The 14,272-nt window shown below is 64.5% G+C and carries 13 protein-coding genes; 6 read left to right on the top strand and 7 right to left on the bottom strand.

Translation table 11 applies throughout. The features are described 5' to 3' along the window. Positions 1 to 8 precede the first annotated feature (8 nt). Positions 9 to 776 carry a fumarylacetoacetate hydrolase family protein gene (locus tag RTQ83_RS15290; RefSeq protein WP_312516325.1) on the top strand — a complete coding sequence of 256 codons (768 nt, stop codon included), beginning with the start codon at positions 9 to 11 and terminating at the stop codon, positions 774 to 776. A 31-nt stretch (positions 777 to 807) separates the two neighbouring features. After that, the gene (locus tag RTQ83_RS15295; RefSeq protein ID WP_312516327.1) at positions 808 to 1,824 is read left to right on the top strand and encodes a 2-dehydropantoate 2-reductase; all 1,017 of its coding nucleotides are present in this window, start codon (positions 808 to 810) and stop codon (positions 1,822 to 1,824) included. Positions 1,825 to 2,027: 203 nt separating this feature from the next. On the opposite strand, the gene RTQ83_RS15300 is transcribed toward RTQ83_RS15295, so the two are convergent. After that, complete coding sequence (locus RTQ83_RS15300; protein WP_312516329.1) at positions 2,028 to 2,636, bottom strand: Crp/Fnr family transcriptional regulator; 609 nt, start codon at positions 2,634 to 2,636, stop codon at positions 2,028 to 2,030. A 143-nt stretch (positions 2,637 to 2,779) separates the two neighbouring features. Between RTQ83_RS15300 and oxc the strand changes: the two genes are divergently transcribed. From oxc to RTQ83_RS15315, 3 genes are all read left to right on the top strand, one after another. Then, positions 2,780 to 4,483, top strand: coding sequence for an oxalyl-CoA decarboxylase (gene oxc, locus RTQ83_RS15305; protein ID WP_312516331.1), 1,704 nt, complete (start codon positions 2,780 to 2,782; stop codon positions 4,481 to 4,483). Positions 4,484 to 4,578: 95 nt separating this feature from the next. Then, positions 4,579 to 5,829 (top strand): formyl-CoA transferase, encoded by a 1,251-nt coding sequence (gene frc, locus RTQ83_RS15310; protein ID WP_312516333.1) that lies wholly within the window; start codon positions 4,579 to 4,581, stop codon positions 5,827 to 5,829. 81 nt (positions 5,830 to 5,910) lie between these two features. After that, complete coding sequence (locus tag RTQ83_RS15315; protein WP_312516335.1) at positions 5,911 to 6,339, top strand: PAS domain-containing protein; 429 nt, start codon at positions 5,911 to 5,913, stop codon at positions 6,337 to 6,339. A gap of 35 nt (positions 6,340 to 6,374) precedes the next feature. Here RTQ83_RS15315 and RTQ83_RS15320 read toward each other — a convergent pair whose 3' ends face one another. From RTQ83_RS15320 to RTQ83_RS15340, 5 genes are read right to left on the bottom strand one after another with little or no spacing between them, the layout of a single operon-like run. Then, positions 6,375 to 6,629, bottom strand: a complete 255-nt coding sequence (locus tag RTQ83_RS15320) for a formate dehydrogenase subunit delta (RefSeq protein WP_312516337.1) — start codon at positions 6,627 to 6,629, stop codon at positions 6,375 to 6,377. After that, the gene (gene fdhD / locus RTQ83_RS15325; protein WP_409456117.1) at positions 6,626 to 7,483 is read right to left on the bottom strand and encodes a formate dehydrogenase accessory sulfurtransferase FdhD; all 858 of its coding nucleotides are present in this window, start codon (positions 7,481 to 7,483) and stop codon (positions 6,626 to 6,628) included. Before fdhD ends, RTQ83_RS15320 begins: the two co-directional genes overlap by 4 nt. Then, positions 7,480 to 10,329, bottom strand: a complete 2,850-nt coding sequence (gene fdhF, locus RTQ83_RS15330; protein WP_312516339.1) for a formate dehydrogenase subunit alpha — start codon at positions 10,327 to 10,329, stop codon at positions 7,480 to 7,482. The genes fdhD and fdhF overlap by 4 nt, the downstream gene beginning before the upstream one ends. Positions 10,330 to 10,338: 9 nt before the next feature. Next, positions 10,339 to 11,898 (bottom strand): NADH-quinone oxidoreductase subunit NuoF, encoded by a 1,560-nt coding sequence (locus tag RTQ83_RS15335; RefSeq protein ID WP_312516341.1) that lies wholly within the window; start codon positions 11,896 to 11,898, stop codon positions 10,339 to 10,341. Further along, positions 11,895 to 12,401 carry a formate dehydrogenase subunit gamma gene (locus RTQ83_RS15340; RefSeq protein WP_312516343.1) on the bottom strand — a complete coding sequence of 169 codons (507 nt, stop codon included), beginning with the start codon at positions 12,399 to 12,401 and terminating at the stop codon, positions 11,895 to 11,897. Before RTQ83_RS15340 ends, RTQ83_RS15335 begins: the two co-directional genes overlap by 4 nt. A 116-nt stretch (positions 12,402 to 12,517) precedes the next feature. On the opposite strand from RTQ83_RS15340, the gene RTQ83_RS15345 reads away from it, so the two are divergent. Beyond that, positions 12,518 to 13,582 (top strand): substrate-binding domain-containing protein, encoded by a 1,065-nt coding sequence (locus tag RTQ83_RS15345; RefSeq protein WP_312516345.1) that lies wholly within the window; start codon positions 12,518 to 12,520, stop codon positions 13,580 to 13,582. A gap of 100 nt (positions 13,583 to 13,682) precedes the next feature. On the opposite strand, the gene RTQ83_RS15350 is transcribed toward RTQ83_RS15345, so the two are convergent. Next, entirely contained in the window at positions 13,683 to 14,261 is a 579-nt protein-coding gene (locus RTQ83_RS15350; RefSeq protein WP_312516349.1) for a Fe-Mn family superoxide dismutase, read from the bottom strand. Positions 14,262 to 14,272 lie beyond the last annotated feature (11 nt).

Raw genomic sequence — 14,272 nt, forward strand, 5'->3', positions numbered from 1 at the left:
ACCATCACATGATCCGACACTGGATACGTTTTCAACACCTCGACACCATCCGTTTCGGCACCATCGAGGGCGACAAGATCCGGATTTTCAAGGGCGACATGTTCGACACCCCAAGCCGGACCGACCTCGCGGTCAACCTGGCCGAGGTCGAGGTGCTCACGCCAGTCGTGCCGGGCAAGGTACTGGCGATGTGGAACAACTTTCACGCGCTCGGGCAGAAGCTGGGCTTGGCGCCGCCGGCCGAGCCGCTGTATCTGATGAAGCCGTCGACCTCCTACCTGGCGCCGGGCGGCACGATCCGCAAGCCGCTGTGCGAGGGCAAGGTGGCGTTCGAGGGCGAGCTGGCGATCGTGATCGGCCGCCGCTGCAGCGCGGTGCCGGTGGAGGAAGCGCAGGACTATGTGTTTGGCTATACCTGCGCCAACGACGTCACGGTATCCGAGATCATCGGGCGCGACCCGACCTTCCCGCAATGGGTGCGGGCCAAGGGCTTCGATACCTTCTGCCCGTTCGGCCCGGTGATCGCCACCGGACTCAACCCGGCAATGCTGGTGGTGCGCACGACCCTCAACGGCGAGGTGCGCCAGGACTATCCGGTCAACGACATGGTGTTTTCGGTGGCCGAGCTGGTCAGCAAGATTTCACAGGACATGACATTGGAAGCGGGCGACCTCCTGCTGTGCGGAACGTCGGTCGGCGTCGGTTCGATGCGGCCGGGCAGCACCATCGAGGTCGAGATCGACGGCATCGGGAAGCTCGTCAATCGCTTCGAGTAAAACGGTTTCGAGTAAACCTCAGGGAGCGGTCATGAAAATCGCAGTGATTGGAGCAGGAGCAATCGGAGGGTTGGTGGGCGCCAGGCTGGCGCTGGCAGGGGAAGAGGTGACGTTCATCGTGCGCGGTGCCAACCTGGCCGCGATCCGCGAGAACGGCATCAAGCTGATCGAAATGGATGGCGAGGAGCGGGTTGCGCCGCAGGTACGGGCAACCGACGACTACGACGCGGCCGGCGAGCAGGACCTGGTGATCCTGGCCCTGAAAGCGCACCAGGTCGACGGCGTGTCGTCCCAGATCGGCAAGCTGTTCGGGCCGCGAACCGTGGTCGTGACGATGCAGAACGGGATTCCGTTCTGGTACTTCCACCGCCACGGCGGCGAGTTCGACGGGCGCATCGTGCACAGCGTCGATGCCGGTGGCGAGTTGGCACGCCGGATTCCGCCCGAGCGGGTGCTTGGGTGCGTGGTCTATCCGGCCGCCGAACTGGTGGCGCCCGGCGTCATCCGCCATATCGAGGGTGCGCGCTTCCCGCTGGGCGAGCTGGACGGGACGACGAGCGAGCGCGTCAATGCGGTCTCGGCCTGCTTCCAGAATGCCGGCTTCAAGTCGCCGGTGCTGGACAATATCCGCGCTGAAATCTGGCTCAAGCTGTGGGGCAACGTCAGCTTCAATCCGATCAGCGCGCTGGCGCATTCGACCCTGGTCGACATCTGCCAGTACCCGCTGACACGCGAACTGGCCGCGGAAATGATGCGCGAAGCGGAAGCGGTCGCCGCCAAGCTGGGTATTTCGTTCCGCGTCACGCTCGACCGGCGCATCGAGGGCGCCGAAAAGATCGGCAAGCACAAGACATCGATGCTGCAGGATGTGGAGGCAGGGCGGGGGCCGGAAATCGACGCCCTGGTCGGCTCGGTGATCGAGCTGGCGCGCATGACCGGGACGCCCACGCCGCATATCGATTCGGCGTATGCGATGGTGAAGTTGCTGGAGCAGACCATGACCGAGGAGCGGGGCGGGGTGCGGTTGCAAAAGCTGGTTACGACCTGATCGGCTGTCGAGATCGCCTTACGGGTTGAGGGCGATACGCCGGGCAAAGTGAAAAGTATTCTTTCGTTAGCTTAAAAACCGTCACCCCCGCGAAGGCGGGGGCCCAAGTTTTGCTCGCGTTATCGGGGCGCTTGCAAACTTGGGCCCCGCCTTCGCGGGGGTGACGTGCTGATGCTAACAAAGGTAGAAACCGCAGCTGGCTTTCAGATTTTGCCACGATTTTTCAAGCGGCTCAGCGTCTCGGGCGACAAATTCAGATACGACGCCAGCTCCTTCTTCGGCAGCCGCTCGAACAGATCCGGATGCTTGCGCATGAAGCGATGCACCCGCCCTGGCGCGTCGAGCAAGTGCAGCGTGATCGTATGCGCCATGATGCCGCTCATCAGGTTCATCACTTCGTACTCGAAGGCCTGCTTCACCATGCTGTGGCTGCGCAGGAAATCGACCCACTGCGGCAGCGGCATGCGCGCCACCCGCGCCTTGGTCACGCAGGCGATGCTGAACGGCGTCGGCGTCTTCAGGCACCAGGCCGCGTAGCTGGTCTCGATATCGCGTTCGGCCGAGAAGCGCAGGATCATTTCCTTGGCTTCCTGATTGGAGACCTGGCGTTTGAGAATGCCATCCAGGATGAAATATTGTGACATTTCGTGCACGCCCTGGTTCAGCAGCAAGTCACCTTTCTGATGGTTCTCGATCGTCAGGTATGGCTCGAGCGCGGCCATCTCGCTGTCGCGCAGTTCCTTGAGAACCACGTTTTGCTTCAACTGGAGCCGGATGATGTTTCGTTCCGCGTGATTTGCAATAGTCGTCATGAACGCAGCCGTTTAGCGAGATTCTCGCATCATGCGGCCAAAATTGACCATGGTCAATGAGACAAATCAGACGGGCTGGATATGATGATTTGCGGGCGATACATACCGCGTTTTGCCCGGATCGATAATTACTGGAGACATCAATGACAAACCAAGTATCGGTAGACGTGACCGACGGCTTTCACCTGGTAATCGATGCGTTGAAGCATAACGACATCACGACGATTTTTGGCCTGGTCGGCATTCCGATTACCGACCTGGCGCGCCTGGCGCAGGCCGAAGGGATGCGCTTCATTGGCTTTCGTCATGAACAGAATGCCGGCAATGCCGCCGCGATCGCAGGCTACATGACGCAAAAACCGGGCATCTGCCTGACGGTGTCGGCGCCGGGCTTCCTCAACGGGCTGACGGCGCTGGCCAATGCCACCACCAACTGCTTCCCGATGATCCTGATTTCCGGCTCGAGCGAACGCGAGATCGTCGACCTGCAGCAGGGCGACTACGAAGAAATGGATCAGCTGAATGCGGCCAAGCCCTACGCCAAGGCGTCTTACCGCATCAACAAGGCCGAGGACATCGGCATCGGCGTGGCACGCGCGATCCGCGCCGCCGTCTCGGGCCGCCCGGGCGGCGTCTATCTCGACCTGCCGGCCCAGCTGTTGTCGCAGACCATTGAAGCCGGCCATGGCAAGCGCTCGCTGGTCAAGGTGGTCGACCCGGTGCCGCGCCAAATCCCGGCCCCGGACTCGGTGCAGCGCGCGCTGGAGCTGCTCAAGGGCGCCAAGAAGCCGCTGATCCTGCTCGGCAAGGGCGCCGCCTATGCCCAGGCCGACGACGATATTCGCGCCCTGGTCGAGCGCACCGGGATTCCCTACCTGCCGATGTCGATGGCCAAGGGCCTGCTGCCCGATACTCACGCTCAGTCGGCATCTGCAGCCCGCTCCTACGTGCTGGCCGAAGCCGACGTGGTGGTGCTGATCGGCGCGCGCCTCAACTGGCTGCTGTCGCACGGCAAAGGCAAGACCTGGGGCAAGCCCAAGCAGTTCATCCAGATCGATATCTCGCCGACCGAGATCGACAGCAACGTAGCGATCGCTGCGCCGCTGATCGGCGACATCGGCTCCTGCGTGGCGGCCCTGCTCGATGGTCTGGACGGTGCCGGCATCGCCAAGCCGGACGCCGAATGGCTGGGCCCGATCGCCGAGCGCAAGGAACAGAACATGGCCAAGATGGCGGCGCTGCTGAACCGCGACAGTGTGCCGATGAACTTCCATACCGCCCTGGGCGCGATCCGCGACGTGCTCAAGCAGCATCCGGACATCAACCTGGTGAACGAAGGCGCCAACACCCTCGACTATGCGCGCAGCATCGTCGACCAGTACCAGCCGCGCAAGCGGTTCGACTCCGGCACCTGGGGCATCATGGGCATCGGCATGGGCTACGCCATCGGCGCGGCCGTGGTCAGCGGCAAGCCGGTGGTGGCGATCGAGGGCGACAGCGCGTTCGGCTTCAGCGGCATGGAACTCGAGACCATCTGCCGCTACGAGCTGCCGGTCACGACGATCATCTTCAACAACAACGGCGTGTACCGCGGCACCGACGTCAACCCGACCGGCGGCAAGGATGTGGCCCCGACCGTGTTCGTCAAGAACGCCCGCTACGACAAGATGATCGAGGCCTTCGGCGGCATCGGCTACCACGCCACCACGCCGGAAGAGCTGACCCGCGCGCTCACCGAGGCGATCGCCGCCGGCAAGCCGGCCCTGATCAATGCCGTGATCGACGAGTCGGCCGGCACCGAGAGTGGCCGCCTGACCAACCTGAATCCGCAAAGCGGCAAGAAGTAAAGCGCTGCGAATCGCACCACCGCCGGCGTTCTCGCAACGCCGGCGGAGCCCCAGTATCGACCGATCCATATCTGTTGACAAAAAAGGAGACTGACATGAGCAAGCCACTCGAAGGCATCAAGATCATCGACTTTACCCACGTCCAGGCCGGCCCCGCCTGCACCCAGCTGCTGGCCTGGTTCGGCGCCGACGTGATCAAGGTCGAGCGTCCCGGCGCCGGCGACGTCACCCGTTCGCAGCTGCGCGACATCCCGGGCGTCGACGCCCTGTACTTCACCATGCTCAACAGCAATAAGCGCTCGCTGACGCTGGATACCAAGAAGCCCGAGGGCAAGGAAATCCTGACCAAGCTGATCAAGGAATCGGACGTGCTGGTCGAGAACTTCGGCCCGGGCGCCCTGGACCGCATGGGCTTCACTTGGGAACACATCAAGGAACTGAATCCGGGCATGATCGTGGCCTCGGTGAAGGGCTTCAGCGATGGCCACCACTACGAAGACCTGAAGGTCTACGAGAACGTGGCGCAATGCGCCGGCGGCGCGGCATCGACCACCGGCTTCGACGACGGCCCACCGACCGTCAGCGCCGCCGCCCTGGGCGACAGCAATACCGGGATGCACCTGGCGATCGGCATCCTGACCGCGCTGCGGGCCCGCGACACCACCGGCAAGGGCCAGAAGGTGGCGGTGTCGATGCAGGACAGCGTGCTGAACCTGTGTCGCGTGAAGCTGCGTGACCAGCAGCGCCTGGACCGGGTCGGCTACCTGGAAGAGTATCCGCAGTACCCGCACGGCACTTTCTCCGACGTGGTGCCGCGCGGCGGCAACGCCGGCGGCGGCGGCCAGCCGGGCTGGGTGCTCAAGTGCAAGGGCTGGGAGACCGATCCCAACGCCTACATCTACTTCACCATCCAGGGCCACGCCTGGGCGCCGATCTGCAAGGCGCTCGGCAAGGAAGAGTGGATCGACGACCCGGCCTACATGACGGCCGGCGCGCGCCAGGACAAGATCTTCTCGATCTTCGGCACGATCGAAGACTGGCTCAAGGACAAGACCAAGTTCGAGGCGGTCGACATCCTGCGCAAGTTCGACATTCCCTGCTCGCCGGTGCTGTCGATGAAGGAGATCGCCGCCGATCCGTCGCTGCGCGCCAGCGGCACGATCGCCGAGGTCGAGCACAAGGAACGCGGCACCTACCTGACCGTGGGCAGCCCGATCAAGTTCTCGGACATGAAAGTCGAGATCAAGGGCTCGCCGCTGCTGGGCGAACACACCGACGAGGTGCTGGAAGGCCTCGGCTACAACCAGCAGCAGATCAAGGCGCTGCACGAGCAGAACGTGGTCTGAGCCCGGTCCACGCCGGATAAAGCAAACCCTGGTGCGCGTCGGCTGTCTGCGACGCGCACCTGCTTTTTGAAAGGAGTTCCCATGCAAGCCGAACTCGATTATCAGCAGTTGCTCCATGCACTGGGCGACGGCGTCATCGTCTGCGACGCCAAGGGTGCCATCACCTTCTGGAATGCCGCCGCCACGCGCATCTTCGGCTTTACCGAAAACGAGGCGATCGGACAGTCGCTGGACCTGATCGTCCCGCAGCGCCAGCGCCAGCGTCACTGGGATGGCTACTACAAGACCATGGCCACAGGGCAGACGCGCTACGGTAACGATGTGCTGCGCGTGCCGGCCATCCACAAGGACGACAAGCCCTTGTCGATCGCGTTCACGGTGGCGCTGCTGCATGCGCCGAACGGGGAGGTGTCGTCGATCGTGGCGCTCGTGCGCGATGAGACCGAGCGCTGGGGCGAGGAGCGTAAGCTGCGCGCGCGGTTGGCGCAGCTCGAAACGGCGCAGGCGTAGGGTAGGCGGCGAAGCCGTCCACCCTACGTTCGGACTCAGCCGGCGTCGCCGCCCGGCGGCGGTGGCGGCATATGCTGGCGCCGGTGCTCCAGCAAGGCCTCGACCACGATCGGATTGAGTCCTTCGCCCTCGGTCTCATCGATGTGCGAGAACAGCCGGCTGCGCATGCGCGGTTCCCAGAAGCGCTGCAGGTGGTTGGCGATCTCCGTGCGTCCCTCCTGGCGGTCCGGATAGGATTCGAAGAAGGTGCCGATCTGGTTGGCCATGGTGACCAGGTTGTCGATGTTCATGCTGTTTCCATATCGATGTTGGCGCCATGCGCATAGGCGGTGAAGTCGTCGCCGCGCGCGAAGGCGACCAGGGTCAGGCCGCAGGCCTGCGCAGTGCGCACCGCAAGTGCAGTAGGGGCGGAGATCGCCACCATGGCGGCGATGCCAACGGTGGCTGCCTTCTGCACCATCTCGACGCTGGCGCGGCTGGTGATCAGGACAAAACCGTCGCCCAGGTCGGCATGGCCGGCATGCAGGCCGCCGATCAGCTTATCCAGCGCGTTGTGCCGCCCGACGTCCTCGAACACCATGTGCGGCACGCCGTCACGGCCGCACCATAGTGCCGCATGGGTGGCGCCGGTGAGGCGATTCAGCGGCTGCCGTCCCCTCGCTTCCAGCAGGGCACGACGAATCGCCGCTCCAGATAGAGGCTGGCCCGGCGCCAGAAAAACCAGCGGGCGCACCACCTGGGCCAGGCTATCGACCCCGCACAGGCCGCAGCCGGTGCGGCCGGCCAGGCTGCGACGCCGCTCCTTCAGGCGCATGAAGGCGCCGGCGGCGATGTCGATGTGGGCAGTGATGCCGGCGGCGCCGTGTTCGATCTCGACGTCATAGAACTCGGCGGGCGAGGCGACGATGCCTTCGCTCAGCGAGAAACCGAGCGCGAACTGTTCCAGGTCGCATGGCGTCGCCAGCATCACCGCGTGCGAGACGCCGTTGTACTCGAGCGCCACCGGCACTTCCTCGGCCAGCTCGTCCAGGGCGCTGCTGCGTACGCCCGCGCGATGGCGCCACACCGCCAGGCGCGCGCTGGCAGCGTGGTGGATGGCCGATGCCGCACCGATGCTCGCGTCCATCACAGCAGCGCCCATCATGCGACCGGCTCCGCCAACCCCAGCTGCACCTGGTTGAAACGTGCATACTCCAGCTGCCAATCCGATTGCTGCTGCACCGGCATCACCTGCACCGCCGTCACCTTGTATTCGGGGCAGTTGGTAGCCCAGTCCGAGTTCTCGGTGGTGATCACGTTGGCGCCAGATTCCGGGAAGTGGAAGGTGGTGTAAACCACGCCCGGCTGCATGCGCTCGGTGACCATCGCGCGCAGCACGGTCTCGCCGGCGCGGCTGTGGATGCCGACCCACTGGCCGTCCTCGATCCCGCGCTCCTGCGCGTCGTGCGGATGGATCTCGAGCCGGTCTTCGGCGTGCCAGCGCACGTTCTCGGTCCTGCGTGTCTGGGCGCCGACGTTGTACTGCGACAGGATGCGGCCGGTGGTCAGGATCAGCGGGTACTTGCGCGTGACCTTTTCGTCGGTGGCGACGTACTGGGTAATGATGAAGCGTCCCTTGCCGCGCACGAAACCGTCGACGTGCATGGTCGGCGTGCCTTGCGGCGCGTTCTCGTTGCACGGCCACTGGATGCTGCCCAGTTCATCGAGGCGCTGGTAGCTCACGCCGGTGAAGGTCGGCGTCAGGCTCGCGATCTCGTCCATGATCTCGGACGGATGGCGGTAGTTCATCGGATAGCCGAGACGGTTCGACAGCGCCACCGTGACTTCCCAGTCGGCATAGCCGGCGCGTGGCGGCATCACCTTGCGCACACGCGAGATACGCCGCTCGGCATTGGTGAAGGTGCCGTCCTTTTCCAGGAACGAGGAACCGGGCAGCAGCACGTGAGCATACTTGGCGGTCTCGTTGAGGAAGATATCCTGCACCACGATGCACTCCATCGATTCCAGCGCCGCGGTGACGTGCTGGGTATTCGGGTCGGACTGGACGATGTCCTCGCCCTGGCAATACAGGCCCATGAAGCTGCCGTCCAGCGCCGCTTCGAACATGTTCGGAATGCGCAGGCCCGGCTCCGGCTGCAGCGGCACGCCCCAGGCCTGCTCGAACAGGGTGCGCACGGTGGTGTCCGACACGTGGCGGTAGCCCGGCAGCTCGTGCGGGAACGAGCCGATGTCGCACGAACCCTGCACATTGTTCTGCCCGCGCAGCGGATTGACGCCCACGCCTTCGAGCCCGACGTTACCGGTGGCCATGGCCAGGTTGGCGATGCCCATCACGGCGGTCGATCCCTGCGCGTGTTCGGTCACGCCCAGGCCGTAGAAGATGGCGCCGTTGCCGCCCGTCGCATACAGGCGCGCGGCATCGCGCACCTGCTGCGCCGGCACGCCGGTGACCGCTTCCATCGCTTCCGGCGAATTGTCGGGCTGCGCCACGAAGGCGCGCCACTGCTCGAACGCGCGCAGGTCGCAGCGCTCGGCGATGAAATCGTCCGCCATCAGGCCTTCGGTGACGATCACGTGGGCCAGTGCGCTGATCATCGCGACATTGGTGCCGGGGCGCAGCTGCAGGTGGTGCTGGGCGCGGATGTGCGGCGACTTGACCAGGTCGATGCGGCGCGGATCGATCACGATCAGGCGCGCGCCCTGGCGCAGGCGCTTCTTCATGCGCGAAGCGAACACCGGGTGGCCGTCGGTCGGGTTGGCGCCGATGACCAGGATCACGTCCGACTTCTCCACCGACTTGAAGGTCTGGGTGCCGGCCGATTCGCCCAGCGTCGTCTTCAGGCCGTAGCCGGTCGGCGAGTGGCAAACGCGGGCGCAGGTATCGACGTTGTTGTTGCCGAACGCGGCGCGCACCAGCTTCTGCACCAGATAGCCTTCTTCGTTGGTGCAACGCGACGAGACGATGCCGCCGATCGAGTCACGGCCGTGCTTGGCCTGGATCCGCTTGAATTCCGATGCCGCGTAGTCGAGCGCTTCGTCCCACGACACTTCCTTCCACGGATCGGTGATCTTCGCCCGGATCATCGGCTTCAGGATGCGGTCCTTGTGGGTAGCATAGCCCCAGGCGAAGCGGCCCTTGACGCAGGCATGGCCCTCGTTGGCCTTGCCGTCCTTGGCCGGCACCATGCGCACCACCTGGTTGCCCTTCATCTCGGCCTTGAGCGAGCAACCGACGCCGCAATAGGCGCATGTCGTGGTGATGCTGTGTTCGGCCTGGCCGAGCCAGATGATCGATTTTTCGGTGAGCGTGGCGGTGGGGCAGGCTTCGACGCAGGCGCCGCACGAGACGCACTCGGATTGCATGAACGGTTCGCTCTGTCCGGCCGCGACGCGGGAATCGAAGCCGCGTCCCGAGATGGTCAGGGCGAAGGTGCCTTGCGTCTCTTCGCAGGCGCGCACGCAGCGGTTGCAGACGATGCATTTCGACGAATCGAAGGTGAAGTAGGGATTGCTCTCGTCCTTCTTGAGCTTGAGGTGGTTGGCGCCATCGTAGCCGTAGCGCACTTCGCGCAGTCCGGTAACGCCGGCCATGTCCTGCAGCTCGCAGTTGCCGTTGGCGGGGCAGGTCAGGCAGTCGAGCGGGTGGTCGGAAATGTACAGCTCCATCACGCCCTTGCGCACTTCCTGCAGCTTCGGTGACTGGGTGCGCACCACCATGCCGGCTTCGGCCGGCGTGGTGCAGGAGGCAGGATAGCCCCGGCGGCCTTCGATCTCGACCAGGCACAGACGGCAGGAGCCGAACGGTTCCAGGCTGTCGGTGGCGCACAGCTTGGGGATGTTGATGCTGTTCTCGGCGGCGGCGCGCATCAGCGAGGTCCCGGCCGGGACGGTGACCTGGACGCCGTCGATGGTGAGGGTGATCATTTCGGTGGCGAGGTGGATTTCTTTCGCCGGCGTGCCGAAATCGCGGGTGAGGATGGTTTCGATCATTGTGTTCTCCTAGGCGGCAACCTGGTCGCCAACCACCTGGCCGAAGTCTTGCGGGAAGTGGTTCAGTGCCGACAGCACCGGGTAGGGCGTCATGCCGCCCATGGCGCACAGCGAACCATTGAGCATGGTGTCACACAGGCTGCGCAGCAAAATGACTTGCTGCGGACGCTCGGTGCCGGCGCGGATCTTGTCGATCACTTCCACGCCGCGGGTGGAACCGATGCGGCACGGCGTGCACTTGCCGCACGATTCGACCGCGCAGAATTCCATCGCGTAGCGCGCCAGCCGCGCCATGTCGGCGCTGTCGTCGTGCACCACGATGCCGCCGTGGCCCAGTACCGCCCACAGCGAAGCGAAGGCTTCGTAGTCGAGCGGCGTGTCCCACTGCGATTCCGGCAGATAGGCGCCCAGCGGACCACCCACCTGCACCGCCTTGATCGGCCGGCCGCTGGCGCTGCCGCCGCCATAGTCGTACAGGATCTCGCGCAGCGTGGCGCCGAACGCCAGTTCGATCAGGCCGCCGTTCTTGATATTCCCGGCCAGCTGCACCGGCAGCGTGCCGCGCGAACGGCCCATGCCGAAGTCCTGATAGAACTGCGCACCCTTGTCGAGGATGATCGGCACCGAGGCCAGCGACAGCACGTTGTTGATCACGGTCGGCTGGCCGAACAGGCCGGCGAGCGCGGGCAGCGGCGGCTTGGCGCGCACCACGCCGCGCTTGCCCTCGATGCTCTCCAGCAGGGCAGTCTCTTCGCCGCAGATGTAGGCGCCGGCGCCTTTGCGCACTTCGAGTTCGAAGGCGCGGCCGCTGGCGGCGACGTTCGGTCCCAGCAAGCCGGCGCGTGTGGCGGTGCCAATCGCGTGATTCAGCGCGGCGATCGCATGCGGATACTCGCTGCGCACGTAGATGAAGCCACGGGTGGCGCCGACCGCCAGGCCGGCGATCGTCATGCCTTCGATCAGCACGAACGGATCGCTTTCCATCACGATGCGGTCGGCGAAGGTGCCGGAGTCGCCTTCGTCGGCATTGCAGACGATGTATTTCTGGACAGCGGGAGCGCGCAGCACCGTGTTCCATTTGATCCCGGTAGGGAAGGCGGCGCCGCCGCGTCCGCGCAGGCCCGACGCCGTCACCGCGGCCACGATGTCAGCGCCCGTCATCGCCACGGCCTGGCGCAAGCCGCGATAGCCGCCGTGCGCCACATAGTCGTCGAGCGACAGCGGATCGGTGATGCCGCAGCGGGCGAAGGTCAGGCGGGTCTGTTTCGCCAGATAGGGAATCTGCTCGACGAGGCCTAGTGCCAGGCGATGCGTAGATCGACCGTTATGGAAACCGGTGTCGAACAGGGCGGCGACATCGCTCGCATCGACGTTGCCGAATCCGATGCGGCCGTCGGGGGTGTCGACTTCGACCAGCGGTTCGAGGTACAGCAGGCCGCGGGTGCCATTGCGTATTAGGTCGATGGCGATGCCGCGCCGCGCTGCTTCTTGTCGAATAGTGGCGGCGACGTCGTCGGCGCCCAGGGCCAGCGCCGCCGAATCGGCCGGAACATAAATGCGCGTGTTCATGCGGCCTCCGTGACGGTGGGAGCTACGTTCGCGAGCAGCCGGTCGAAGCGCGCCGGCGTCACGCGTGCGTGGACGGAGTCGTTGATCATGATCGCCGGTGCGGTGGCGCACTGGCCGAGGCAGTACACCGGTTCCAGCGCGAAGCCGCCGTCGGCGCTGTGGGCATGAAGACCGCATCCCAGCGCCTGCTCGGCGTGCGACAGCAGCGCGTCGCCGCCCATGCTCTGGCAAGCCTCGGCGCGGCAGATCTGCACCGTACAGCGTGCCGGCGGCGTGGTCTTGAAGTGGTGGTAGAAGGTGATCACGCCATGGACTTCGGCGCGAGAAAGGTTGAAGCTATGGGCCAGGCCCTCGACCGCGTCGGGCGGGACGAAACCGAGGCGGTCCTGGATCGCATGCAGCACCGGCAGCAACGCGTCCTGGCCGAGGGCGCCGCAATGCGCATGGAGTTCGAGAATGTCGCCGATGATGCGGTCGGCGCTAAGGCTGTCTGCTGGGTTCATCGTGTCTCCTGGGTGCCTTGTATATGTTCCGAGGAACATATATAAAGTCAGTTATTAGGATAGTGAAACCAGAGTAGCACCCGATTCGCAGTCGTTCAATATGAAGGATTTTGCATATGATGAAGGTGGAGATCCGACCCGATTGGGTGGTACGCGATGCCTCCGGACTGCCGACCCCGCTGCCGGCGCTGCTCGACTTGCTGGTGTCGGTAAGCGAGCTCGGTTCGATCAGCAAGGCCGCCACCGCGCGCGGCATGTCCTATCGCCATGCCTGGGGCTTGCTGCAGCAGTTCTCGGCGCAGTTCGGCGTCGAGCTGGTTCATAAAGTGCGCGGACGCGGCACGGTGCTGTCGCCGCTCGCCGAAAAGCTGATGTGGGCCGACCGCCGCATTCACGCGCGCCTGACACCCATGCTCGATAGCCTGGCTTCGGAACTGCAGCAGGAGTTGGCGCGGGTGCTGGTCGGCGACGCCCAGGTGCTGCGCCTGACCGCCTCGCACGGTTTCGCGGTGGCGGCGCTGGTGACGCAGCTGAACGAAGAGGGCGTCACGGTCGACATCAATTATCGCGGCAGCAGCGATGCGGTGGCGGCGCTGGCGCGCGGCGAATGCGACCTGGCCGGTTTTCATTTGCCGGTGGGAGAGTTTCAGCAGGCCGCTGCTGCCAAGTACCGCCCCTGGCTCGATCCCGAGCGGCATGTGCTGCTGCACCTCGCGTATCGGATGCAAGGGATCTTCGTGGCCAAGGGCAATCCGCATAACGTGACGGGTCTGGACGACCTTTCGCGCCCGGAACTACGCTTCGTCAACCGCCAGAAAGGTTCGGGTACGAGGATGCTGCTTGAACTGTTATTGGCCAACCTGGGCGTCGACCCAGCGGTCATCAACCGCTCCGGCACCGCCGAATTCACGCACGCGGCGGTGGCGGCCTACGTCGCCAGCGGCATGGCCGACATCGGCTTTGGCGTCGAGACGGCGGCGCGCCGCTTCGATCTCGATTTCATCCCCATCATTCGCGAGCAGTATTTTCTGGCCTGCCATGCGGTTGCCCTGGACACGCCGCTATTGGTGTCAGCGCAGACGGCCATGGCAAGCCGCGAGTTCAAGGACGTGCTGTCGGCGCTGCCCGGCTACGATGGCGCACTGGGCGGCACCCGGCTCGACATGCATCCTTTGTTTTAGCGAGAATTCGCGTTGCAAAGAAAACGGCCCGCTTGCTACAGCGGGCCGTTCTTCATGATGCTGTTCCGAACTTACTCAGGTCGAAGCAGCGGGGCAGCAATCAGCCCAGGTTCTTGTTCACGAAGTCCCAGTTAGCGACATTCCAGAACGCTTCCAGGAACTTGGCGCGGGCGTTGCGGTAGTCGATGTAGTAGGCGTGTTCCCAGACGTCGGCGGTCAGCAGGGCCTTGTCTTCGGTGGTCAGCGGGGTGCCGGCGCCCGAGGTGTTGACGATGTCGACGCTGCCTTCGGCCTTCTGCACCAGCCAGGTCCAGCCCGAACCGAAGTTGCCCAGTGCGGCCTTGTTGAATTCTTCCTTGAACTTCTCGACCGAACCCCACTTGGCGTTGATCAATTCCAGTGCCTTGCCGGTCGGTGCGCCGCCGCCGTTCGGGCTCATGCAGTTCCAGAAGAAGGTGTGGTTCCAGACCTGGGCGGAATTGTTGAACACGCCACCCGACGACTTCTTGATGATCTCTTCCAGGGACAGGTTTTCGAACTCGGTGCCCTTGATCATGTTGTTCAGGTTGGTCACATAGGTCTGGTGGTGCTTACCGTGGTGGTATTCCAGGGTCTCGGCCGAGATGTGCGGCTGCAGGGCATCCTTGGCGTACGGCAGTGGCGGCAGGGTATGTTCCATGTCTTGGTCCT

It is taken from the genome of Massilia sp. (genome assembly GCF_031995545.1).
Classification (GTDB): Bacteria; Pseudomonadota; Gammaproteobacteria; order Burkholderiales; family Burkholderiaceae_D; genus Telluria.